Source organism: Aquirufa lenticrescens (assembly GCF_019916085.1).
Taxonomy (GTDB): domain Bacteria; phylum Bacteroidota; class Bacteroidia; order Cytophagales; family Spirosomataceae; genus Aquirufa; species Aquirufa lenticrescens.
On the sequence record NZ_CP049834.1, the window covers coordinates 1,121,226 to 1,145,393 of the forward strand.

Here is a 24,168-nt window from a genome sequence, read left to right on the forward strand (position 1 = left end):
TTTAAATTAAAAAGCCGCTCCTTCTTTCGAGGGAGCGGCTTTTTTTATTTACGTTTCTTTTATTTCAGCTTGGACGTATCTACGCGGCTAGGGGTATCTTGTCCAGAAATAATACTGGTCGCGCTCTTCGCGATGGCCTTAATGATTTCGGTCATATTATCTAGGTCCAAAGTCTGTACCTCATCACTCGCCTTGTGGTAATTAGGCTCGCTGTCCATCTTAGACGTTGAAATCGTATGAGCTGGAACGCCTAATTCTGCTAGCGTGGCATTGTCAGAGCGATAGAATAAATTTTGGTCTAGATAGGGATCTGGATAAAACGTGAAGGGAGAACCGACTAAATTCTTCTTCAGAATTTCCCCCATCGATGACTTCTCGTAACCGGTGATGTAGGCACTGTTTTTGCCCCATTTACTTTCTGTACCGATCATCTCAAGATTGAACATCGCCATCACTTGATCCGGATTAAATTGCTTCGAGAAATAGGCGCTGCCGTGTCCCCCACTCTCCTCTGCCGTGAAGGCCGCAAAGATCAAGGTCCGTTCATTATCGCGCTTCTTAGCGTAGTATTTGGCTAACATCATCACCGCTGTAGTTCCGGCGGCATCGTCGTTTGCGCCATTGTAGATGGAATCACCTGCTACCGGTTTGCCTATGCCTAAATGGTCGTAGTGGCCAGAGAAAATGACATATTCGTTCGGACGGCTTTTGCCGGGAAGGATTCCCACGACGTTAGATAGTTGTAGTTTCTCTACTTGCTGCGTCGCGCTTACTTTAAACTTCGTAGGAATGGTATTCGCAACCATGAAAATAATCGTGGCTTGATTTTCTCTCAGCGGACCTCTGCCGGAAAGGCGCGGAATGAATTTAGCAAAGCTCTCGTGTAAGAAGGCGATCGTTGGTTTTTTTGCGCTCATAATGCGGTAGGCATTTTGGCCAAAATTCTCTCCTTCCTTAATGCTCACCACTTCGAAACCGGATTTCTCGTCGATCTGGATGGAGGTTTCTTTAGAAATAATGGCGACCTTTTTTGACTCTATAGATTGTTCATCTAGACCACCGGAAACAGAAATAAGTTTCGATTGATACATCGGAAAACTCTGCAAATAAGAACCATTGGTCTTCTGCAAACCCGCTTTCTCGAATTCAGCAGAGATAAATTGCGCGGCCTTTTCGATACCCGGCGTGAATGGTTTTCTGCCCGCCAGCTCGTCAGAAGCTAAATAAGTTTCGATACGCTCGGTTTCTGAGCGTGTAATGATTTTGTCAATTTGCTGCGCTTGAGCCAATAATGGTAGCGCTAAGAGTAAGAAGATTTTTTTCATCGGAAGATTTTATTCCGACAATATTACACAATTATCTACAGAAAAGGATTCCCCCATTTCTTGTTTGTATAGACATCCTTTCCGGTTAAGGTGCGCAAAAAGGCGACCATGGAATTGATTTCATCAGGAGTCATTTGGAGGTTTTGGCCTATGTTATTTGGTTTCAAACGCGCATCCAAATTCGTGTTACGGGGGTTAGCCGCAATCGTATTATAGTGATTCAACACCTGGCGAATCGTAGCAGAAGCAGCCGTATGCATGAAGGGCGTATTCGCTACTCCCGAAGCATTTAAAATGTCCCGTAAAGAAGGGGAACGTGTGTTATTTAGGTCGTTTTGGGTGTTACCGATCACACCGATAAAACCATTATTACGCGAGTTCGGGTCAATGTCAAATTCAGGGGCTTGGTGACAACCTTGGCATCCGAAGCCTCCGCCAATGCGTTCGCTTGCGGCATTAAAGATAGGTGGATTGATAAACAAGGCCTTCCCGGCATTTTCTTGAGCAGTGAAATTAGGGAAAGGGGCACCATCATTTCCTACTTGTGCGCGGCCTATATCGTATTTCGAGTCGAAGGATTGAATGCTGCGAATAAATTGGGCCAAAGCCGTTTGCATCCGTGCCTCCGTTATCGTCGCATCACCATAAGCGAGCTTAAAGAGTTCTTTGTAATAGCCCTTTCCATTGAGTTTTGTGATGAGCGAAGTGATCGTGCCGCGCCCGGTTTGGCCACTAAAACCCATCTCCAAGTGATCCACAATGGGCATCGTCGTCTGCGCCTCTAGACTCGCCGCACGCTCGTTCCAGAAAAACTTCGCCTCATTCGCATAACGCGTATTGATCAAACGCATCGAGTGCCGTTCCGTCCGCCCATTTTCCACGCCTAAACTGGAAATAGCGGTATCCCCAAAGGCAAACTCCTGCTTATGGCAGCTCGCACAGGCGATCGTATTATTAATACTCAGATTCTTGTCGTAAAATAACACGCGACCTAGCGTCGCAGCCTTATCGGTGATGGCATTCGCCCCGGTATTATCCTTATTGACGTAGGCCGGCTTACCTTGCGCGGCATAATTCTCTAAAGCGAGCGGATTGATGGAAAGGGCTTTTGGGATTTCTGTATACGGATCCGAAGTAACGGTATCCAGCGAATCCTTGCAGCTGAATAATAATAGACTGAGAACTAGAGTGTATAGACGCATAAATTGATTTTTTATGAAGCTAGGAAAATTAACGTCTATAAACGGGTCAAGTAGACGTTTCGCAGCATCCTGGCGATGAACAGACTAAGGTTGACTAATGTCAAAGTCTAAAGGAAGTAAGTCCGCCATCCCTATTTTGCCCATATCTCCTCGCATTTCGATGGAATAAGGATTCATGATATCGCCTGTATTCGTCACTTGAATCAGGCCTTTCGGAATTAAGATAGTGTAAGGGTACGGAGCATCCATAAAGATAGGCCTCGACACCCGTTTTTTATTGAATACGATTTCCATCGGAATACGCCATTCAAGGGTTCGCAAGCCATCTGTAGTCATAGGTCCGGCTAATTCGGCCGCCTTGAAAGCGACATGGCGTTCATTGTTTGGGTCAAAAAACAGGCCCCTGCGTAAATTGTTCAAGTATTCCGGCTTCAATAAATAGGCATTAAATCCCTCCTCTTCTACCCGATTATCCACTAAAGCCTTCAAGAAATGCTTCATCGAACCCTCATAAGCCTCCATGCGATTTCGCTGCCACCTTCGTTCCTGCTTCGCATCTTCTGCCACCATTTTCTCAAAACTCGCCAAACCCTTATACGCCGTCAAGCTATTCGTTTTCTGAAAATTGTCCATAAAATACGTGATCTTATAGCCCAGCGTCATGTTCACAATTTGCACAGGCTGAGAGGCTTTAGCGGTAAAGAAGTCCTCATCTTCGGAAAAATCAACTACCTCTCTATTCGTGATGTAGACCTCTTTTCGATTATAACTTTCTCCTAAAAACCCTTTCTCAAAGGCCCTAAATTGCTTTTCCCAAATCTTGTCCTGTGATCCTACCACCCGCACTTCGTCTAGTGTTTTGTTGTCTTCCTCTAAATTGAAATTCAATTCTGAGATTTTTGCAGGAAATTCCAGGGAAACTAATTTAGGTAAATACCCCACCATGGAAGCTACCAAACGATATCGACCAGTCGGAATATTTTTCAATACATAGTGCCCATTTGCATCCGCCTGTGTCCCTATAGTCGTTCCTTCGATGAAGACACTCGCCCCCGGAATGGAAACGTTTCCTTTCTCTACCACAGATCCAATTAGCTGATATTTTTGCTGTGCACAGAGGAAAAAGGGGGCAAGAAGCAGGGTGAATAGAAGGCGCATCATTTATCTTTGACTAAATTTAAGCAAATAAATTCAAGAATGATTAATCGCCTATTTTACGAGCCATTAACGCCTGAAAACAGTATCGCGCTGGATCTAAGTGCGAAGAATAAAGAGCTAAAACGCCGTATTTATTCGAAAATCGACGCGTTTTGTGCGTATATGGAAGAAAAATTAGGGGCCAAATACGGTGTGGGCGGCTACCTCGAACACCGCATCATCTACGAAGCACACGAGAATTTTGCGACGAACGCGGACGATTTCAGGAACATTCACTTGGGAGTTGATCTTTGGGCACCGGCTGGAACACCCGTTTTTGCACCGCTAGCTGGTATCGTTCACAGCTATCAAGTCAATCGCGGCTCCGGAAATTATGGCCCCACGATTATTCTCTACCACCCAGCAGAAAACATTTACAGTTTATACGGCCACCTAGGAATGGAAGATATGGCGGAAATAGACGAGGGAATGCCAGTTGCCGCGGGAGACCTACTTTGCCACCTAGGCAACTCAGATGAAAATGGCGGCTGGCCTCCGCACCTGCATTTTCAACTCATTCGCGACCTGAATGGATTTCACGGGGATTATCCGGGCGTATGTTCTAAGCGGGATGTAGCGTTTTATGCAGAAAATTGTCCGGATCCTTTGGGATTTAGTGCTGCTGCGAATAGCGCCACTCTTTAATTAGGTGACAATTTTGAAAACAAGAATTTCGCGAAATCGGTCTTACCTTTTAGTCCTAGTTTTTTAAATAGGTTCCTTCGATGGCATTTGACCGTCGAAACCTCGATTTGCAATTGATCTGCAATCTCTTTATTTGTGAGACAATCTTTGGCCAGATTGATAATCCGAATTTCTCTACTCGTAAGATGTGATGTAGGTATCCTCTCCTCCATAATAAATTCATGTTTAACACCTTCTAGTGTAAATGGTGCGGGTGAATCATTCGTAATCCGAATGATAAAAAACAAAATTTAAGAATAGAACAGGGGGTGAAATCGTAGATTTCAGTTAGAATTGCAAAATTTACTTTGAACTAACTTCAAATTCTTTCTGAGAATTTAAAAAAGCGAAATACAGTATTAGACCACCAATTGGAATAAACAAAACTAACATTATCGCTATTGTTTTTTTGTAATTGGAAAATGTTTTCTCCAAAATAATTTGCCTAAGAACTTTTATCAAAAACAGAATATAAGCAATGAAAATTCCTGCAACCGTAATTCTGAATATCAGTGAGTTAATGGGAGATAGAAGGTTCATAGCTAATTGTTTGTTGTACATTTAAATGTAGAAATTGTCACACAACCTATAGATTCATAGAAGCAAGATGTACTTGTTCCCAATAATTTACATTGGTAATATTTAATATCTTCACCAGCTCCTCCTCTTGCTTCTTGCTCATCATCAATTGATTGCTCTCTTGTAAAGCCCCATCCCATAGTGTATCCATAGTAGGTTCGACCAATTGGTGCTTCATATTCAGGCCGCTGATTTGAATTTCTGCCTATATATGGATTAGATGTCCGAATTTCATCATAATAGTTTAATAAAACTAATGCCATCATTCTTTCTTTAGAAGACAAATTTGCCTCTTTATCTAATTTTAAAATTTTATCATTATAGGCTAATACGAACGTATTTAGAGATTTATCAATATAAAGTTTCGCGTTAATCCCCCACGTATTAATATGGGTCTCGACCGAATACGCTCTTGCTGTCATTTTCTTAAATACTATTCGAGAATGGTGAAGGTTTAGGCTTTCCCCATTTACTACGATATTCTGGCCTTGCACCTCGAAAACCAATTCGTTAAGTTTTGAATGTTCTATTTTGGTAAACTGATTTACCCCTAGTAAATAGCTAATTTTAGAAATATCTGTTTTAACAGAATCAAATGAAACTTCCTCTAATTTAATTTCAATATCTGAATTAAAGGGTTCTATTGAATTAGTTGAAACGCATCCGACTAATGATAAAAGGGACAAAAAATTGATAGCGAAAATAGAGAATACTACAGACGTCAATGTATTTTTGGGGAACTTAAAAGTATCCATATTTCCTATAAAATTTTACCCCTACTCTTCATTGGTTTTTCAGGTTTCACCAACACTTGATTGTGCGGTGTAAACATAGCGTATTAAAATACACGTATCAATACCGCCATGGTGGTAGTTTAGTAGTAGTTTAGCGGTATAGGGAATTCTGAACAGCTTTTTTACTATCTACATTCAGGTCTGAGCTCAAGAATATGGCCTGAAATGAATCCGAAATCAACTAGGTATAAACGGTAATAGCCTGGTGAAAATCACCGGCTATTACATAGTATTCTATCATTTTTTAAAACCTTAAGAGCTAGGGCTTTTTAGTAGTAATTTCTACTACACCGTTTGCTCCTTTTTCCGCATATTTTGCTGTGGCTTTTTCGCCTTTTAAGACATTCATCGATTGGATGTTGTTTGGGTTTAAATCGTTTAGATTTATCTCTGGGGTGATGACGCCATCGATGACGATGAGGGGTTTAATTTTATCTCCAGAAGATGGCTTCAAAACAATGTTTCCCTGGTCTTGAGGAGAAATGTTTTTGTTCGATCCTTTCACAATCACAGTAATATCTTTACCGTCGCGAGTTCCTTTCATGACGATGGAACTTGAATCTATGTTCCCATTCAATTTTGAAATAGAAATAGATTCAGGTGCTGCTGGAGGAGTTGGAGGCGTGGGTGCTCCCGGCGCACCAGCGGGTGGCGGTGGAGGTGGCATATCACGTGTGGCTACAGAAAACACTTTCTTGCCTGTTTTAGGGTCAGAAAAAGTGGCGGAATCTGGTCGCATCGTAACCGTGTATTGTGTTGCCAATTCCTTTTTAGGCTTAGGCTTTTGAGCGCTCAATTGGATCGAGAATAAGACCAAAGAAATCGCCACTAGAGGCAATACGGCCACCTTTCTTAGGTAGGCGTATTTAGGGGTATTGGAGGTTGTTAACATAATAATTCTTCGTTTAATAGATGAGTAATAGAATGAGTGACTCGGATTTAAAAAATGATTACCGTAATAGGTTTGTAAGAGCATTTTGGCAAAAGCATCCACCTCTCCAGCGCCCACCGCATCGCGGTCAGCAATAAATTCGTGAATGTTTTGCAATTCTTTTTGAATGATCCAGTTGAAAGGATTCATCCAAAAAATAGAACAAATCAGTTGAGAGAAAAGGCGATCCCAAGAGTGTTTCTCCCGAATGTGGGTAAGCTCGTGTTGCAGCATTTTTTGGCCATTTTCGTCTTCTATGGAGATTGATCTTTTCCAAAAAAGATTCGAGAAAAACGAGAACGGCGCCTCCTCTAAGTCTGTTTCGATGAAGGTAAAATCCCCCATCTGTTTTTTGGCACTGACCGATTTCAAACGGAAAACTTTCAGAATTGAATAGGCTAAATAACAGAGTAATAAGGCACTGATTGCATACATTGGTACTAATTCCCAAGGAATATTTAGCCGCAATTCCTGCACTGGCGCGGACGAACCATACATCAAGTATTTCAATGCGGGTGTGGCAGCCACTTCTTCTTCAAAAACACCAATCCTTAGATGAAAAATGGGAAAAACTACACTTAAAGCCATCGCCACTAACAGATAAAAGCGATTGTAGGCATGATAAATTGTATTCTTTAGAAATAGCGAATAATAGCCAAAGAAAATCCCTGCATAAATCATCGATTTCAGCAGGTAAATTAAGGTCTCATTCATCGCCTTTCGATTTTAGGTTTTGTAATAGGAGTTCTAAATCTTCGATAGACATCTGCTTTTTGTCCACTAAATAAGACACGACGTTCGTGTAAGATCCGTCAAAAAAGGATTCCGTTAAACCGGCCATTCGCTGGCCAGAATAATCCCGTTTCGAGACTTTCGCAGAATACAAGTTGTTTCGATTCGGATTAGAGATTTGGACAAAATCCTTCTCCACTAAAATCTTCAACAGCGTCGCCACCGTATTCGAGTGTGGCTTCGGCTCCGGCAACAGCTCGATGATGTCCTTCAAAAATCCGCCTTCCGACAAATTCCAAATGACCTGCATGACCTGCTCCTCTGCTTGTGTTAATTTTTTCATTCGTTTTACTTTTCGTTGAGGCAAATGTATAACTAAATTTTTAGTTACAAAATATTTCTAACTATTTTATTAGTTATTATTTTACAGGTTGTTATTTGGAAAGTCGTATTTTCTATCGAAATTTAATCCCACTATGATACACGAAATCGCTACCTGCCTCTGGTTTGACAAGAATGCAAAAGAGGCTGCTGACTTTTATCAAAGCACTTTTTCGGGCTTTGAACCTCTTTCCGAAAATCCGATGGCGGTGAATTATCGTTTATTTGATAGACGTTTTATGCACCTGAATGGCGGACCAGGATACCCGATTAATCCGTCTATTTCCTTCTTCTTGAACCTAGAAGACGAGGAAGAAATCAAACGTGTTTGGGCGAAATTAACCGAAAATGGTAAGGTGTTAATGGATCTAAACAACTATCCTTGGAGTCCTTTATATGGCTGGTGTTCAGATCAGTTTGGAATGAATTGGCAAATCATGAAGAACCACGAATCGCACGCAAAGTTGGCGCCTAATTTGATGTTTACTGGCGTCAATAATGGAAAGGCAAACGAGGCGGTTGATTTCTACACTTCTCTTTTCCCCAATTCTGAAATATTACACAAAGCGCTTTACGAAAAAGGGGAACACGATACGGAGGGGAATGTGAAGTATTCTCAATTTACATTGAACGGAAAGCCTTTCCATTTAATGGAGAGTTCGATGGATCATCAACATAACTTCAATGAAGGTGTTTCGATGATGGTCACGGTCGATACGCAGGAAGAAATTGACCACTTGTGGGACAACTTAGTGGCAGAAGGTTCGCCAGGAAGATGCGGTTGGTTAAAGGATAAGTACGGGGTTTCTTGGCAGGTTGTTCCTTCGGTTTTGGGAAAATTAATGAGCAATCCTGAGACGGCACCTAAGGCGACATATGCTTTTTTGCAGATGTCCAAATTCGTAATTGCAGAGTTAGAAGCAGCAGTAAAATAAAAAAGGTGGGCACTAATAGCGCCCGCCTTTTCTAAACCCTTTTCAACAAAAATTCTCTTATTTCTTCTTAGCGGCTTCCATTGCCATAAACTCGTCCACGATAAATTTCGTATCGTAGAAATGGATTTCTTGAGCCACTTTATCATTCTCCCATTTCAAGGCCTGGTGCACATTCATCACAAGTTCTTTACCCGTAAATTTCCCCTTTACATGCCAAGTGCCCCAAAGGTTAGTCCAGGTTTCTCCATTATTCATCTTTAATGTAACCACGCGAAGGAAACTAAAACGAGGATTATCCCAAAGTTGACCATTCGTAGTAAAGTCCGCCACATAAGCTTTCTTTCCTTTAATGTCTGGAATCGTATCTCCAGGATAATAAACCGCTATATTGTCTGCAATCTCATCCCATTTGTAAGTCGTGTCATTTGCAAACGCAGCCTTAATTTGGTTTTGAATAATTTGAGATTTCTCATCCGTTGAGGTGAAAGTTCCACCTAAAGAATCTGCGCTTGCTTCTGTAGAAGTAGCGGCTACATCTTGCTTTTGACCGCAAGAAAATAAGGCTGTAGCGACAGCCATGATCATGATTAGTTTTTTCATTATGTGTGTTTATTTAGTAGATAAGGCAACAGTGGTAATCATAGTTGCTGTCATTTGACGTTGAGAAGGAATTTGTTTCATGAATGCCTCCGGGCTAATTCCTAATGCTTTCGGAATTGCAGCGGCATAACTTGCCATTGCTTCGTCCAATTTTGATAATTTATCCAAACTTTGAATCGTAGTATAATTAGCTGAAACTTCATCAGAAGATGGGTAAATCGTTTTATAAAGTGACCAGCCAGAGATATTTCCTGCTGCAATTCTAGCTTCGTGGACCTTCAATACTTTTGCTTCAAATGCCTCATAAGCTGCAGCATCACCTACTTTCATCATATCAAAAATTAAGAAATGGCTTTTATTTGTTCCCTTTGCAGTACCATTCACTCTTTTGCCGATGGATTGGCGAATAATGGTTTGGGTGCTATTCGTAGCGGCAGCTAATTTTGCAAAACTAGGATCTGCTTTTAACATGTCTGCAAATAGTTCCATTGGATACGTATGTATCTTATCAAGATCTGTTCCTCCATTCACGGTTATATAATCAAAATCAATACCCTCTGACTTAATGCCGTTAAAGGGAACATACATCATCCAATCGGAAATAATTCCTGCTGTTTTGCGTGCCTGGTGAATAGGCAACCATTGCTTTTCATTTGCGATAGCATCATCAATTGTTTTGCCTGGTTGTAATTTGTGAAAAGCTACGATAGTGTAGCGATTTTGTGCGAAAGTCGCTGCGGATACCAGCAGGACTAGAGCTAGAGAGGTGAGTAGTTTTTTCATTTCTTTTAAGGTTATGTTTCCTCAAACCTAGAAACAATACCATTAAAAGAAATTACATCACTATTATCATTTGTTCCAAAATCCGTAAACGGAACAAATTCCTACGCTATTGCAACGATTGAATCCAGGAACGAACTAATTCAACTCCCTCGTGATGAGTAAGTTGTCTACCTAATTCCGGCATCATCACGCCTGGATCGCGCGAAGCCATTCGGTAGTGTAAAATACTCTGTTCCGGCTTTCCAGGAACTATGTCATAACTCAGATTTCCAGACCCGCGACCTGCAGCAACAGGGGATTTTAGGAAACCATAAGCGGTGCGATCTTTGGAATCCCAGGTTAAATAGAGGCCAGATGAACGAGCCGGTCCGGTGGGATTATGGCAGTGGGCACAATTGATATCGAGGTAAGCTTTCACGCGATCATCGAGGGAAGCTGCCGTATTAAAATAGTTGACGAGGGCGGGAATGTGGTCTTTTGGCAAACCTTTTAAGATGCCAGCTGTCTCCCAATGTTGTAATTGCTGGCCATCATTCAACTGGCGAACGGATGGACCGATGGGCGTCATTTCGCCGGAGCGTTCGTGACAGCCCTTGCATTGGTTCATGTTAGGCACCTGGTATTCAAAGGACTGCTTTTTGCCGGAGGCGTCTGTCCATAAAACTTGGTCGCTTCCGCCAGCTACTTCTAGTGTGGCATCGGTTTGTTCTTTGTTCCAAATGTAGGGTAACGCCACCCAGCCTTTCTCTTCGTGCAATAAAACGCGCGTTTCCATCAGGCGACGCCCTTTCTTCGGGTTGCGTTCGTCGATGGGATAGTAGAAGGTTTTGACGATGGCCGTGCCCACAGGGAATTGCAAAACAGAATCTGGATTATAGGCGACCGATTGACCTGGGGGCAGCTTTACAAAACGTAGCTTTGAGGCGTAGTCAGAAAATAGTGCGGAGTTTAAGGCGTAGGGAACGACGCCGTCAGCCGGGATTAGGTCCTTTAAGGTGCCTTTGAAAAAACCGTAATCAGACAGGTTTTCTCGGTAATTCGTTTCTGCCGAAATGAGCCCAATAAACGCTATCAATAAAACGATTAGTATCCGCATTAGAATTTAGTCGATTTCACGTGTTCTAAATCACAATCAAACAAGTCTTTGCCCTGCTTCAAACCCTTGAAATTATGCTCGGCATCTAGGTTAGCCGTACTTTGGTTGACATTATCTCGCACGCAAATCGAATAATCCAACGGATATTTCCTGTCTGGACCCACCTTTGCTGGGTTCAAAATGCCATCATACACGACCGCAGGAACGTGGCGACCGAAGCGTAAAACGAAGCGGTACATTTTGCCAAAACGGCTATCCATAGGTACCCTTCTCGGTTTACGCTCGAAGGTGTTATGGTGAATCGAAACCGCCGTAGGATAGGGATCGTAATCCTTGTCTTTGATAGCGTTTTCGGTCATATAATAGGAGATAACGGCGACGCCGATGGTGGCATTGTTGATGATTTGATTCTCAAAAAACTCGACATTACTTGCCGCCAACACCATCATACCCGTGCCTTTAGGTACATTCCCTACGATATTCCCCTTAGGGGCGAAGTTCTTCAAATTATTCTCCTTCACTAGGTTGTGGTGGACACGGACGTGGCCTCCCTTTTTTTGGACCAAATCCGGTAAATCAAACACCAAAATACCACCCGTATTCCCGATGGCCTTGTTATTGTAGACATCTGCATAGAGGGAGTTTTCGATTTCGATGCCGGCCACATTTTCATAGGCCTCCGAATTACGGACGATAATGTGTTTAGATTGTCCCACATAAATGCCCGCATCCGAAGCGCCAATGGCGATGCACGAATCGATCAAGACATTCTCGCATAAAACGGGATAGAGCGCATAGGAGCCATTGGTAGACTTAGGACCGCCCGTCCAAGCTGCCTTCAGGCGGCGAAAGGTGATGCCTTTTACATTCATCGTCTTGATCAAATCGCCTTTGGAATCCTCCGTCGTCATATCCTCAATCACGATGTTTTCACAGTTCGAAACCCGGAGGCCTTCTGCGCCTTGGGTTTGGCTTTTAAAGCTCAAAATAGTTTTATCGATGCCCTTCCCGCGCAAAATGATGTTCTTTTTACCCTCTAATGACAGGGTTTTAGTCAACTGGAAACGCCCTGCCTCGATCTCGATGGTAGAGCCATCTTCGGCTAAAATGAGGCGTTTTTGCAGGTTTTTTTCAAAATCTGCTTGAGCTAATGCGGTGAGGCTCAAAAGACTGAGCAAAAAAGTCAATAGTTTCATCAAATAGGATTAAGGTATTCGAAATTAGGAATAATTTCATAATATTACCGCTAACAACCTAGTAACCTATGAAATTCATTTACACCTTTCTATTCAGCTTAGGGGCTTTTTGTGCTACAGCACAAGTGGGAAAAGCCGCCTTTATCTACGAAACTGCCCCATACCCCTCCTGCCACGCTTCTACGTTAGCTGAAACGCCTACGGGTTTAGTGGGTGCTTGGTTTGGTGGGAAGCACGAAAAAAATCCGGATGTGGGGATTTGGTTTAGTCATTATGTGAATGGAAAATGGGAAACGCCGGTAGAAATCGCGAATGGAATTCAGGGGGATGGCCGTCGTTATCCGCTTTGGAACCCCGTATTATACCAAGTTCCGGGGAAAGAATTAATCCTGTTCTACAAAGACGGGCCAGCACCAGACGAGTGGTGGGGGATGTTAAAACGCTCTTTTGACGGGGGAAAAACCTGGTCCGCGGCAGAACGCTTGCCAAAAGATATCTATGGTCCCATCAAAAATAAGGCCGTTTTACTCCCTGATGGGACCTTATTATGCCCATCGAGTTCCGAAGACGACGATTGGAAATTGCACATGGAATTCACCCGCGACTTAGGGAAAACCTGGTCTAGAACGGGCCCACTGAATGATGGCGTGACCACTTCGGCGATTCAGCCTTCTATTCTATTCTTACCAGATGGACGATTACAATTAGTTTGCCGCTCTGAAAATGGCTTTATTTTACAAGCCTTTTCTGGAGATCAAGGTCGTACTTGGACGGCGCTAGAACCCTCCAGTTTAGTGAACCCTAATTCTGGAATCGACGCGGTTACGTTGAAAGATGGCCGCCACGTCATCGTCTACAATCCGGTGAAAAAAGGCCGATCTCCCATCAGTGTGGCTATTTCCTCAGATGGGAAAAGCTGGAAAGATATCGCGACCTTAGAAAATGAGCCCGGGGAAGAGTTCTCCTATCCGGCGGTTATTCAGACAAGTGATAGCAAAGTTCATATCACCTATACGTGGAAACGTAAGAAAATGAAGCACGTCATTCTTTCGCTCTAATGGCTGTACTCGACCTCTTTTTGATTCTATGTTACCTACTGGCGATGGTGGGAATAGGGGTGTATTTTTCGAGAAAGAATAAGAGTTCCGAACAGTTTACGACTGCCTCCGGATCGATTCCGGGCTGGGCTTTGGGCTTGAGTTTTTATGCCACTTTTCTGAGTGCAATTACATTTTTAGGGGATCCAGGGAAGTCGTTTGGGGCGAATTGGAATCCCTTTGTTTTTAGTCTGTCTATTCCACTCGCGGCCATCGTCGCCACGAAATGGTTTGTTCCCTTTTACCGAGAAAGTGGAGAAATTAGTGCGTATACGCATTTAGAAAAGCGGTTTGGGAATTGGGCTAGGACCTATGCAATGGTCTGTTTTATCATGACGCAGCTGGCGAGAATGGGGACGATTTTTTATGGAATCGCACTGACTTTAAACGCGCTGACAGGGATTGATATGCGCCTGATTATTCTGGTGGCAGGGCTTTGCATTATTCTCTATACGGTGTTAGGCGGGATGGAAGCGGTGATTTGGACTGAGGTTATTCAAGCCGTTTTAAAGACGCTGGGGGCCGGGATGATTCTCTATTTGATTACGTTGCAAACGCCCCTCAGTGCGATCATTAAAAGGGCGGTACAGGAGGATAAATTCAGCCTGGGGACCTTCGATTTCAATTTTCAAACGAGTTCTTTTTGGGTGATTTTAGGGTATGGTTTTTTTATCAATCTGACGAATTTTGGGATAGACCAAAACTATATTCAGCGTTACCATACCGCTAAAAATCCCCGCGATGCGGCGAAAAGTATTTGGCTTTGCGTACTATATTATGTGCCTGTTTCGTTTCTGTTTTTCTTTATTGGGACTGCGCTGTACAGTTTTTATGCGGAGAATCCGGCGCTGATTTTGGAACTGAAACAACAGGTTTCTATCGAGAAAAACATTCCGCTGGACGCCCTACAAGCGAGTGATTATGGCGACCGCGTTTTGCCCTATTTTATGAAAACCCAAATCCCCACCGGGTTCCTCGGTCTGCTCATCGCCGCCCTTTTATCCGCGGGAATGAGCACGATGAGTTCGGGGATGAATAGTTCGGCGACGGTGTTTTTGAAAGACATCTATTTACGTTATATCGATCCAGAAGCAGACGCGAAAAAACAGTTTCGGCTGTTGTTAATCGCTACGACTTGTATGGGTGGATTGGGCATCGTTTTTGGGATAAGTATGATAGGGGTAAAAAGCCTTTTAGATGTGTGGTGGAAGCTTTCTGGGATTTTTGCGGGAGGAATGTTAGGCATCTTTTTGCTCGGGTTTTTAGCGAAAAAGGTACGCAATTTCGAGGCCAAAATCGCTGCGATTATAGGTTTACTCCTGATTGCGTTGATGTCGTTCAAGGATAACTTGCCTGAAGCTTTGCAAATTCCTTTAGATAGTAAAATGACAGTGGTTGTGGGGACCGTAAGTATCGTGGGAATAGGCGTTCTCATTCAAAAATTGCGCACAAAATGACAGCCCTACCACGCGGTTTTATTCCAGTGATGCTCACCCCTTTTCAGGACGATTTATCTATTGATTTTGCTATTTTACGCCAATTGTGTGATCTCTATATCGATAAGGGAGCAGTAGGGCTTTTTGCAAATTGCCTTTCGAGCGAGATGTATGAATTATCCTCTGAAGAACGATTAGAAGTCATTAAAACGGTAGTAGATCAAACGGCGGGCAGAGTGCCAGTAGTCGCGACGGGAACTTTTCAGAGCAGTATCGAGGAGATGGCCTCATTCTCGAATCAAGTTTATGAATTAGGGGCGGATGCGGTCATTATTTTGAATAATCAGTTTGTATCCGCAGAAGAATCCGATGAGGTATTTATAGCGCGCATCCGTCGCTGGATGGAGTTAACTCCGGGCGTGCCGTTTGGCATTTATGAATGCCCGGTTCCCTATAAAAGATTGGTTTCGATCCCGGTTTTAGAGGAGCTTTTAGCGACTGGACGACTCTGTTATCACAAGGATACGTCGCTCAATTTAGCGCAGGTGCAGGCGAAAATTCAGGCTGGGAAAGCATCCCATTTTGGGGTATATGATGCCTATATGGTTCATGCCAAAGCTTCTTTAGCCGCCGGCTCAATGGGCCTTTCCTGCATTCAAGGCAACTTTTTCCCTGATTTACTCGCTGATTTCTGCTTGCGACCTTCTGAAGATTTTCAAGCTTTTCTGACTGATAACATGGAGCTAATGCATTCGGCATATCCCACGAGCGCAAAATATGTGTTGCAAAAACAGGGCTTTCCTATAGGGCTTGCCACGAGGCGCAAAGTGGAACCTTTAACTGAGTTTCTAAAAGCAGCATTAGACGAATTGCTTACATCAGCTTCTCGGTATCAATTTCCATAAAGTCCTCCACTAAGGGAATGAAAAAATCCTGCACGAAGGCGTCGTGTTGTGGATGAATCGAATAGGCTTGGTAAATTTCTGGCGATGCGAATTCCATGGAGAAGCCGTATTTGAACTTGTTTTTGGAGCTGGTTTGGCGAGAGACTTCCATTTTTTCTACCCCGTTAATTTCTTCTAATGCTTTCAGCGCCACGAAGAATTCGTGCTTCTGTGATTCTGAAACCGTTGCTTTGAAATTAAAAATGCCTGCGTGTCGTAAACTCATTAGTTACCGTATTTATGGATGATGGCTATTTGTCCAGCATGATAAGCCGTGTGGGAGACAATTCTACCCAGTGCTTCTGCTTTTGTTTTTGTCCCAAATTCCTTCGTCGTAATCACCTCCGACCAAACCGAATCCGGCTGTGAAACTAAGGTTTCGTGTAATATCGAAAACGACTCCTCCACGTAAGCTAACAAGCTTTCCAAGTCCCTCCACTCACCCGTATCGTGGCCAGCAATGACCGTTTTAGCGGACACTTGCACCGACGAATTCCCGAACACATTCTTCGAAAACAATAACTCTACATCCCCAATGTGACGGATCAAAAAACCAATCGAATTAGGTGAATCGCCTAAATGCTTGCTTAAATCCTCTGCAAGTAAGGTTTTCAATTGATTCGAAAATCGCGTGCGAGCCTCGACCCACTCAGCGACAAAATGATTCGTCGTTTCCATGTACCAAGTTAAGGAATTTGCGGTAAAATTTTTGAATAGCGCTGACAACTAGTAAATTGGGTGAAAATCTAGACCTATGAAAAAAATATTATTACTCTCGCTTTTACTACTAAGCACGCTGGTTTACAGCCAAACTTACACCCCCTCTCCTGCCAATCTAGCGGCGAGAACGGACTTCCAAAACAACAAATACGGCCTTTTCGTCCACTGGGGCATCTCTTCGATGCTGGCCGATGGCGAATGGGTGATGAACAACCGTAAGATCGAAAAGAAAGATTACCAACGACTTTTAAAGGGTTTTTATCCCTCCGAATTCAACGCAGCCGAGTGGGTTACTATGGCCAAGAATTCCGGCATGAAATACATTATTTTCATCACGCGCCACCACGATGGTTTCTCGAATTGGGATACGCAACAATCGGATTGGAAGATTACGAATACACCCTTTAAGCGCGACGTGCTTAAGGAATTAGCGGCGGAATGCAAGAAACAGGGGATTAAACTGGGTTTATACTATTCGACTTTGGACTGGTACCGCGATGATTATCCTAGGGAAACGGGGCGCACGGGACAAAGCTCCGGCAGAACGGGTAAGAGTGATTACGCGTCTTATTTGAAATTCATGAAGGCGCAGTTAACGGAATTATTGACGAACTATGGCGAGATTTCAAACATCTGGTTTGATGGCCATTGGGATCAAACGAATCCGGAAGGAAATAAGGATCGCAGCTCGCGGATTGATTGGAAATACGATGAGATTTATGGCTTGATTCACTCGATTCAGCCGGCGTGTATGATTGGGAATAACCATCATTTGGATCCGATTCCAGGAGAGGATTTCCAAATGTTTGAGCGCGATCTTCCAGGCGAAAATCTACATGGTTTGAGCTTTCAGACGGCCTCTGCTTTGCCTTTGGAAACCTGCGAAACCATCAACGGCGCCTGGGGTTATAATATGAACGACCACAAGTACAAAACGCCTACCCAAATCCACCAGTTATTAGTGGGAGCGGCGGGTCGTAACGCGAACTTATTATTGAATGTGGGGCCCATGCCTACGGGCAAGATTCAGCCGGAATTCACGGACAGTTTAGCGGTAGTAGGCAAGTGGCTAGAGGCCAATGGCCGTTCGGTTTATGGAACGCGCGGAGGTCCGGTGAAACCGCAACAATGGGGTGTTACAACGGAGAACGCGAGCAGCGTATTCGTGCATTTGTTCCACAAACCGAGTGAAGAAAGTGTGTTCATTCCGGGCAAATACAAGAAGGCTTCCGTTTTAAATGGCGCCGCTGTAAAAGCTAAAATCGAGAAGGATGGAATGCGAATTGTGGTGGCAGATGTGCCGGTGGGGACGCAGGTGATCGAACTAGTAAAATAAAAAAAGGGGCCGTTTTTTGCGCTGCGCTATGCACGCGCGGCCCCCCTCTTTTATTTCAATGCTCCGTAAATAATATTCTCTATTTTTTCCTGGTAATCACCGTGGGAGTTTGGCGTGTGTTGCGACATAATCAACACGATCATTTTCTCTTTCGGGTCTGCCCAATAGGTCGTTCCATAGTAGCCTCCCCAAGCGAAGGATCCTTTGTTGCGCATCCTGCGATTAGCGGATTTTTCGCCAGTGATTTGGAACCCTAAACCATAGTCATCATTGCCTAAATTGAAGTTCGGGCTCACCATCAATTCTGCCGTACGACGTCCAATGATTTGTTTTCCGTTGTATTTACCTCCGTTCAAGATGCATTGCAAGAAGATCGCGTAGTCAAACGCCGTAGACGAAAGTCCAGCGCCGCCAGAGAAGAACTTCTTCTTGAATAATGGATAGTTCGGGTTAATGCCACGGAATGTAGGTGACCAAGGGATGATTTGGTTCTGCTCATTTTCCGTGTATACCGTAGGCAAGCGCGATCCTTTATCCGCCGGCAAATTGAAATAGGTGTCCTTCATGCCTAATGGGATGAAGATATGGTTTGTTAAATAGGCTTCCAAAGTCTCTCCGCTGATCACCTCGATCAAACAGCCCAAGACATCCGTGTTCAAACCATAGGTGAATTTTTCACCTGGATTGTGGATTAAAGGTAGGGTTCCTAATTTCGTGATTGCCTGCAATAACGTGGTTCCGTTGTCGCCTAGGCCCGATGGGACGCCGGCTTTCGCGTAAATCGCCTTCATTTTATCAGACCCAATTCCCGCGTAATCTAAGCCCGAAGAGTGCGTTAACAGATCGCGGAAGGTGATCTCGCGTTTCGCTGGTTCCGAGGTGTAGCTCGTGTCTGCGGCATTGAAATCCTTCAATACGCGCGGTGATTTGAAGGACGGAAGGAAGTCTGAAATCGGTTGGTCTAAGCGTAATTTTCCTTGTTCGAAAAGCTGCAAGATGCCTAGGCTGGTTAGGGCTTTGGTCTGTGACATGATGCGGAAGATTGCGTCTGCCGGCATTGGTTTTTTGCTCGCCAAATCCGCGTAGCCATGGCCCTTGTAATGCACGAGTTGGTTGTTCTTCACGATCAAGGTAACTGCTCCCACTAAATGGTTTTTCTCCACATAGGATTTGACTAGAGCATCAATCGCTTCGAGTTTTTTGGCATCAAAATCTGCCGTGGGCTGCACCACCGGCGATAAAACTTGCGCCACTAACGATAGCGGGAGCAAGAAGAGAATTAAGAGTTTTTTCATTCGTCTGTTTTGATTTTCGAGTTAAAAGGAAGGTTTAATTGGTAGGCAAAGGATTGGTCCTTGTCGTTATCTAACACGTCTAAACCATATTTGATTTTCTCCATCGGCGTGGCATCAAACGTGCCGAAAAGGCGATCCCAAAACGCAAAGATATTCCCGTAGTTCGAGTCCGTTTGTGGACGCTCGAAGTGGTGGTGTACCTTGTGCATATTAGGTGAAATGATCACATAGGAAAGGGCCTTATCTAGCCAAAGCGGCAAACTGATATTAGCGTGATTGAACTGAGAAAGTACGACGCTGAGGCTTTGGTACAAAAACACGATCCACATAGGCGCTCCACACACCAAAATCGCTAAAATGGCGAAGACCGCCCGAATCACACTCTCGCCCGGATGGTGACGATTCGCCGTGGTCGTGTCCACCTGCGTGTCCGCGTGATGCACCATGTGGAACTTCCAAAGCACCTTAATCTTGTGCTCGATCAAATGCACTAAATAGGCGCCCACTAAGTCCATCAGCAATAATCCCACGATTAAGAAGGCCCAGCTAGGCATCGCAAACCAATGTAAAATGCCAAAATTTGCTTCAGTCGTCCAGTCGCTCGCCATTACTAATAGCACCGCAAACGGGAAATTAATCGCAATGGTGGTGAAGGTCAAAAAGAGGTTCAGCTTTGCATGAGCCCACTTGTTTCCTTTGAAATTCACTAAGGGAATCCCGGTTTCAATCAACCAAAACAACATAATTCCGCCAGCTAAAATCAAGCCGCGATGTGCACTAGGGATGGTAGCAAAATACGATTCAATCATCATTTTTTCTCGTTACGTAAAACATAGACAAAATTTTTCACAGTAGGCCTTTTGTCATAAAAGTCCAAAATATAGTAGTAGGTTCCATCTGGAACAGAACCCGTTTTCTCAAACAAAGAAGTACCCTTAGATGTTTCGCCGGCCCAATTGTTTTGGTAATTATCCGTCTCATATACTAAACTTCCTACCCGATCAAAGATTGAAATGTGGTTCGGGATAGGCTTCGTTAATAGGCCCTCAAAGATTAAGAAATCATTTTTACCATCCCCGTTAGGTGAAATTCCTTGCGGCTCGAAGAACGGACAAGGATCCGGATCCAATCGATTTTCGATCCCATCTCCGTCGCAATCCGGCTTGTACTTCAACGGATTCTCCTCATCCTCATCATAAATTCCATCCCCATCCGTATCCAAGGTTCCCGCTGATAAAACCGTCACTGTTAAAGATGTCGTGCTATTGCAACCCGTGTTATTTGTTCCTTTAATCGAATAGGTCGTTGTCTTAATCGGATTCGCTATCACCACCGCTTTATCCACCGCCGAGAGGCCATAACGCGGCGACCAAGCGTAGCGATCCGCTCCAGAGGCTGTGATAGTCAGACTAGACCAGCGAACCACTTGCGCCGGATTAGGCACAAACGTGATCGATGGAATAGGGTTAATGACTACGACAGTTCCGGAACTATACGCCGTTCCGCAAACGGGTTGCGTGATCACGGCGCGGAAGTATTTCGTGTTAGGCAAGTTCGTGGCCGTGTAACTTGAATCCGTATTAGCGATGTCCGCCACCCCTACTAAGAAATCCGGCGTGTCAGCCGATTGCCATTTTGAAATGGTCCCTATGTGCCCGCTCAGCTTAATGGGCTGGCTGTTTTTGTCCCCACAGAAGGTACCGGTTCCGGTTAACTTTCCACCGGCAATTTCCTCCGTTCGAATGACGACAGCGTTCGTGAATTCTAAACTATCCAGCGACGAGCGCGCGCCACGGCGGTAATAATAGACCGTTTTCGAAAGCGGTGGCGTATAGGTTTTTGCGGTGGCTCCGGGAATCTGCGTGAATGAAATGTTGTCTAGGCTTTGTTGCCAAATATACGTAATGGGCCTAGGAACGCCGTAGGCGTCTATTTTAGACGTTAAGGACGAGGGTTTAGCCGGGTAGCAGAGGGATTGATCGGAGGCAATTTCACCAGGCCACAGGTAAGGCAAGATGGTGACCGTGTCCTTCTGGACCGCATTGGACCCATTAATCGTGAAGCTGATGATCGCCGTACCTGCAGTAATACCGCCTGTTAAGATGGCCGTATAGGTTCCGTTGTTATTATTTACGACAGCAGAAACGGTTCCTAAAGTGGATGAAATAGTCACTAGGCCGCCATTTCCGGTCAAATTATTGCCTTTGAAATCTTTTAATTGAACGAAGATGGTGGAATAATCCTTGTTGTTTGCCTTAATGATTTTAGGGCTTGCGTTGATGGTTGAAGTAGTCGTGTCAGAGACATTCGGTACAGAGCCGCAGAGGTCGATGGTGGGCGTTTGGTCGCAGTTAAAGATAGGCTCTTTGGCATCAAACGATGTTCCATCACCCATCGAACCATTAATCCGGTGGCCTACATAGCAGAATTTCGAGCTGCCTTCCTTCACATATAACAAGGTGTGGCCACCCATTTCTGCAAAGAGTGCTTTATCAGTCCCTTGATTAAATCCTCCCGCTAAACCCGGATCGTAGGACGCGTTTTCCACTGGCCTGCCTAACATATTGCGGGCATTATAACCCCAGGAGTATAAATCCCCCGCCTTGGTGATGGCCGAAGCAGCTGGAACGGAATTACTATGTTCCTGTACGGTTACGAAGATGACGTTTGTAAGGAAGTCATTAGGAGCCGCTGATTTTTGGGCTTGAACCCAATTCAAATGAACTAAATCCCGCGTAAAGGCACCGCACTGGTAATTTTTATTATCCCCCATCGCGTAGAGGTTCCCAGAATTACTCAAGACGTAATACGTATTATACGAGCTACCGCCTGTGATTCCTCCCGTCACACCGATCATCTTGATCCCCTTCGTTTTCACATCATCCGGCAGCGTCATCTCAGTTGCATACGAACGGTAAGCGGATCCCGTGCCGTCACCCAAAAAGGTCGAAGCTCCCCAAGTATACATCTTACCGTCATTCGTTTCCGCCACAAAGGCATTGTAATTCGCACTGGCAGATTGGCCCCGCACATTTTTTACTCCCGTTAAATACGTAGTTGCATTCAACTTCACCCGTTGCCAACTATTCATACCAGTCGTGCCTTGAGCCGCCCCGTTCCCGTCTATTGCCCCAGATAAATAGCCTAAGACGTATACGTCGCCTGATTTACTTAATAAGACCAAAGTCCGGTAAACGGCAAATAGCATCTTTACATCCTGCGGTTCTAATCCCATAGGCAAACCGATGGGCGAAGAACCAGTGGGAGGCGTGATTTGAGCGACGCCTTGAGAGGTCGTAAGTGAAGGGTTAAAAAGCGACCCCACTGCACCCCAGGCAAATAATCCCGTGGAAGTTAACACCGCTGCCTGGTCAATGGATGCTCCTGTATTAGTACCTCCAATGCCCGCTTTGTAGATGGTTCCTGATATGCCAGAATAATTCGTAGAGTTAATTTCCAAAGGCGTTAATTGCCCCGTCAAACCCGATGGTGCCATATTTGCCCCCCAGATGGAGTATTCCCCCGTACTCTTAATGGCAACCGAAGCATGGTAACCACTAATGAGCTTATCGTATGGATCATTTACGTTGCATTGGGCTGTGACGTCGAATGCGGCACAAAAAAATAGGATCATCCAGCCCCATACCCTAAAGTAATAGATTGTGCTAGATGATCCCATTTATAAATTTCAATTTGTTTAGAGCTTAAATATAGCCTTAAAATATTGAAATTTATTATTTGATGATTCTAATTTCGATGCGACGGTTAAGCGTCATTCCTGCCTTCGTTTTGTTCGAAGCTACTGGCTTGTCTTCGCCATAGGCATTTACTTTAAGGCGAGAAGCCGCGATTCCATTTTTCACTAAGAATTTAGCTGCCCCTTGCGCTCTAAAGCGAGATGCCTTTAGGTTATTTTTTGATGTACCATACGTATCTGAGTGACCATCAATGCGCACCTTAATTTCTGGACGTGCCGTCAATGCTGAAGCAACTACTTTCAATTTTGCTTCTGATTCTGACGTCAACTCCCACTTATTATTCATGTACAAGATGGTCGTTTCCGCCATCGCCTCTTGATCTGCTTTCAACTGAGCCGCCGCCTTCACTTCTGCCTCCGCTTTCGCGATGGCCTCAGCTTTTGCTTTCGCTTCTGCCTCTGCTTTAGCGATAGCGTCTGCTTTTTCTTTTGCATCAGCTGCTGCCTTTTTAGCTGCCATCTCGCGTGCAATTCGATCTTGCTCTGCCGCCTCCGCTGCAGCTTTCGCCGCTGCTTCTTCCGCTGCTTTTGCTGCCGCAATGGCTGCCTCCTCATCCATTTTCTTCTTCGCTGCTTTGAAACCAAAGTGGTATACTAAACCGAAGGAAGTACTATTATTCGAACCCCTCACAGACGCGATCTTCACTCCTGCTTCCGTCGATTGAGCCATCGGGATGGCTAAATTCGATTGAACGATAATAGAGAAATTTTTCGCCACTTTTAGGTCAAGTCCTAAACCACCTACAGCGTTTAATTCATAGGCATTTCCAGGGTAACCGTAGTCTCGACGCGCGAAGGCGTCTGCTCCTATTTGGAAGAATGGTTTAAAAACCGATGTCTTTTTACGTGGGATGAAGAAGTAGCGCATGTTAGCGCCCGCAGAGATAAATTTGCCATTCCAGGCACCTGGGCTAAAAAATTCCCCTTGAAAACCGGCTAAGGACGTGTAAACCACATCCATATTCGCGGATTTACGCTTCGAGAATTGTACTCCTAAGTTCGTGAAAGCATTGAATTCATCCTTTCCCGTTAAGCGATTGTTTGTCCATAAGTCGGTAGGGCCGCCTATAATGACTAACGATTTGTCGTTTTCTTGTGCTGCGACTGTTCCGCTTAGGAATAATAAACCTAGTAGTAATTTTTTCATA

Annotated in this window: 23 protein-coding genes; 6 read left to right on the forward strand and 17 right to left on the reverse strand. The window is 44.3% G+C overall.

Going from position 1 to position 24,168, the window contains the following annotated elements:
* Positions 1 to 59: 59 nt before the first annotated feature.
* From G9X62_RS05175 to G9X62_RS05185, 3 genes are all read right to left on the reverse strand, one after another.
* The gene (locus G9X62_RS05175) at positions 60 to 1,325 is read right to left on the reverse strand and encodes a M28 family peptidase (protein WP_223131704.1); all 1,266 of its coding nucleotides are present in this window, start codon (positions 1,323 to 1,325) and stop codon (positions 60 to 62) included.
* 35 nt (positions 1,326 to 1,360) lie between these two features.
* Positions 1,361 to 2,527: a cytochrome-c peroxidase gene (locus G9X62_RS05180; protein WP_223131705.1), complete on the reverse strand. Its 1,167-nt coding sequence runs from the start codon at positions 2,525 to 2,527 to the stop codon at positions 1,361 to 1,363.
* A gap of 84 nt (positions 2,528 to 2,611) precedes the next feature.
* A complete protein-coding gene (locus G9X62_RS05185; RefSeq protein ID WP_223131706.1) occupies positions 2,612 to 3,688 on the reverse strand; it encodes a carboxypeptidase-like regulatory domain-containing protein in 1,077 nt (358 codons plus the stop codon).
* A 36-nt stretch (positions 3,689 to 3,724) separates the two neighbouring features.
* On the opposite strand from G9X62_RS05185, the gene G9X62_RS05190 reads away from it, so the two are divergent.
* Entirely contained in the window at positions 3,725 to 4,369 is a 645-nt protein-coding gene (locus G9X62_RS05190; protein WP_223131707.1) for a peptidoglycan DD-metalloendopeptidase family protein, read from the forward strand.
* Here the strand turns inward: G9X62_RS05190 and G9X62_RS11275 are convergent.
* The 4 genes from G9X62_RS11275 to G9X62_RS05210 form a co-directional block, all read right to left on the reverse strand.
* Positions 4,366 to 4,581, reverse strand: coding sequence for a helix-turn-helix domain-containing protein (locus G9X62_RS11275; RefSeq protein ID WP_223131708.1), 216 nt, complete (start codon positions 4,579 to 4,581; stop codon positions 4,366 to 4,368). The genes G9X62_RS05190 and G9X62_RS11275 overlap by 4 nt on opposite strands.
* Positions 4,582 to 4,950: 369 nt before the next feature.
* Positions 4,951 to 5,742, reverse strand: coding sequence for a hypothetical protein (locus G9X62_RS05200; RefSeq protein ID WP_223131709.1), 792 nt, complete (start codon positions 5,740 to 5,742; stop codon positions 4,951 to 4,953).
* Between the two features lie 298 nt (positions 5,743 to 6,040).
* Complete coding sequence (locus G9X62_RS11240) at positions 6,041 to 7,426, reverse strand: M56 family metallopeptidase (RefSeq protein WP_261345556.1); 1,386 nt, start codon at positions 7,424 to 7,426, stop codon at positions 6,041 to 6,043.
* Positions 7,419 to 7,787, reverse strand: a complete 369-nt coding sequence (locus tag G9X62_RS05210; protein WP_130895575.1) for a BlaI/MecI/CopY family transcriptional regulator — start codon at positions 7,785 to 7,787, stop codon at positions 7,419 to 7,421. Before G9X62_RS05210 ends, G9X62_RS11240 begins: the two co-directional genes overlap by 8 nt.
* A 133-nt stretch (positions 7,788 to 7,920) precedes the next feature.
* On the opposite strand from G9X62_RS05210, the gene G9X62_RS05215 reads away from it, so the two are divergent.
* Complete coding sequence (locus G9X62_RS05215; protein ID WP_223131710.1) at positions 7,921 to 8,760, forward strand: VOC family protein; 840 nt, start codon at positions 7,921 to 7,923, stop codon at positions 8,758 to 8,760.
* Positions 8,761 to 8,817: 57 nt separating this feature from the next.
* Here G9X62_RS05215 and G9X62_RS05220 read toward each other — a convergent pair whose 3' ends face one another.
* The 4 genes from G9X62_RS05220 to G9X62_RS05235 form a co-directional block, all read right to left on the reverse strand.
* The gene (locus G9X62_RS05220) at positions 8,818 to 9,360 is read right to left on the reverse strand and encodes a nuclear transport factor 2-like protein (RefSeq protein WP_223131711.1); all 543 of its coding nucleotides are present in this window, start codon (positions 9,358 to 9,360) and stop codon (positions 8,818 to 8,820) included.
* 9 nt (positions 9,361 to 9,369) lie between these two features.
* Positions 9,370 to 10,143, reverse strand: a complete 774-nt coding sequence (locus G9X62_RS05225; RefSeq protein ID WP_223131712.1) for a hypothetical protein — start codon at positions 10,141 to 10,143, stop codon at positions 9,370 to 9,372.
* Positions 10,144 to 10,249: 106 nt separating this feature from the next.
* On the reverse strand, positions 10,250 to 11,239 hold the full coding sequence (locus G9X62_RS05230; RefSeq protein ID WP_223131713.1) for an SO2930 family diheme c-type cytochrome: 990 nt from the start codon (positions 11,237 to 11,239) through the stop codon (positions 10,250 to 10,252).
* Positions 11,239 to 12,435 carry a parallel beta-helix domain-containing protein gene (locus G9X62_RS05235; RefSeq protein WP_223131714.1) on the reverse strand — a complete coding sequence of 399 codons (1,197 nt, stop codon included), beginning with the start codon at positions 12,433 to 12,435 and terminating at the stop codon, positions 11,239 to 11,241. The genes G9X62_RS05230 and G9X62_RS05235 overlap by 1 nt, the downstream gene beginning before the upstream one ends.
* Positions 12,436 to 12,503: 68 nt before the next feature.
* Here G9X62_RS05235 and G9X62_RS05240 point away from each other — a divergent pair, with 68 nt between their 5' ends.
* The 3 genes from G9X62_RS05240 to G9X62_RS05250 are packed head-to-tail and all read left to right on the forward strand — an operon-like array spanning position 12,504 to position 15,873.
* Entirely contained in the window at positions 12,504 to 13,493 is a 990-nt protein-coding gene (locus tag G9X62_RS05240; RefSeq protein WP_223131715.1) for a sialidase family protein, read from the forward strand.
* Positions 13,493 to 14,989 (forward strand): sodium:solute symporter, encoded by a 1,497-nt coding sequence (locus G9X62_RS05245; RefSeq protein ID WP_223131716.1) that lies wholly within the window; start codon positions 13,493 to 13,495, stop codon positions 14,987 to 14,989. Before G9X62_RS05240 ends, G9X62_RS05245 begins: the two co-directional genes overlap by 1 nt.
* Positions 14,986 to 15,873, forward strand: a complete 888-nt coding sequence (locus G9X62_RS05250; RefSeq protein WP_223131717.1) for a dihydrodipicolinate synthase family protein — start codon at positions 14,986 to 14,988, stop codon at positions 15,871 to 15,873. Before G9X62_RS05245 ends, G9X62_RS05250 begins: the two co-directional genes overlap by 4 nt.
* Here G9X62_RS05250 and G9X62_RS05255 read toward each other — a convergent pair.
* Both G9X62_RS05255 and G9X62_RS05260 read right to left on the reverse strand, forming a co-directional pair.
* Positions 15,842 to 16,138, reverse strand: a complete 297-nt coding sequence (locus G9X62_RS05255; protein WP_223131718.1) for a Dabb family protein — start codon at positions 16,136 to 16,138, stop codon at positions 15,842 to 15,844. The two genes, G9X62_RS05250 and G9X62_RS05255, sit on opposite strands and share 32 nt — an antisense overlap.
* Entirely contained in the window at positions 16,138 to 16,590 is a 453-nt protein-coding gene (locus G9X62_RS05260; protein WP_223131719.1) for a DinB family protein, read from the reverse strand. Before G9X62_RS05260 ends, G9X62_RS05255 begins: the two co-directional genes overlap by 1 nt.
* Positions 16,591 to 16,666: 76 nt before the next feature.
* On the opposite strand from G9X62_RS05260, the gene G9X62_RS05265 reads away from it, so the two are divergent.
* Entirely contained in the window at positions 16,667 to 17,968 is a 1,302-nt protein-coding gene (locus tag G9X62_RS05265) for an alpha-L-fucosidase (protein ID WP_223131720.1), read from the forward strand.
* A 50-nt stretch (positions 17,969 to 18,018) separates the two neighbouring features.
* Here the strand turns inward: G9X62_RS05265 and G9X62_RS05270 are convergent, their stop codons facing one another.
* Genes G9X62_RS05270 through G9X62_RS05285 form a run of 4 tightly spaced genes read right to left on the reverse strand, consistent with a single transcriptional unit; the run spans position 18,019 to position 24,167 of the window.
* On the reverse strand, positions 18,019 to 19,263 hold the full coding sequence (locus G9X62_RS05270; RefSeq protein WP_223131721.1) for a serine hydrolase domain-containing protein: 1,245 nt from the start codon (positions 19,261 to 19,263) through the stop codon (positions 18,019 to 18,021).
* Positions 19,260 to 20,075 carry a sterol desaturase family protein gene (locus G9X62_RS05275; RefSeq protein ID WP_261345557.1) on the reverse strand — a complete coding sequence of 272 codons (816 nt, stop codon included), beginning with the start codon at positions 20,073 to 20,075 and terminating at the stop codon, positions 19,260 to 19,262. The genes G9X62_RS05270 and G9X62_RS05275 overlap by 4 nt, the downstream gene beginning before the upstream one ends.
* Positions 20,072 to 22,942 (reverse strand): invasin domain 3-containing protein, encoded by a 2,871-nt coding sequence (locus G9X62_RS05280; RefSeq protein WP_223131722.1) that lies wholly within the window; start codon positions 22,940 to 22,942, stop codon positions 20,072 to 20,074. The genes G9X62_RS05275 and G9X62_RS05280 overlap by 4 nt, the downstream gene beginning before the upstream one ends.
* A gap of 55 nt (positions 22,943 to 22,997) precedes the next feature.
* Positions 22,998 to 24,167: an OmpA family protein gene (locus G9X62_RS05285; RefSeq protein ID WP_223131723.1), complete on the reverse strand. Its 1,170-nt coding sequence runs from the start codon at positions 24,165 to 24,167 to the stop codon at positions 22,998 to 23,000.
* Between the last annotated feature and the right edge of the window lies 1 nt (position 24,168).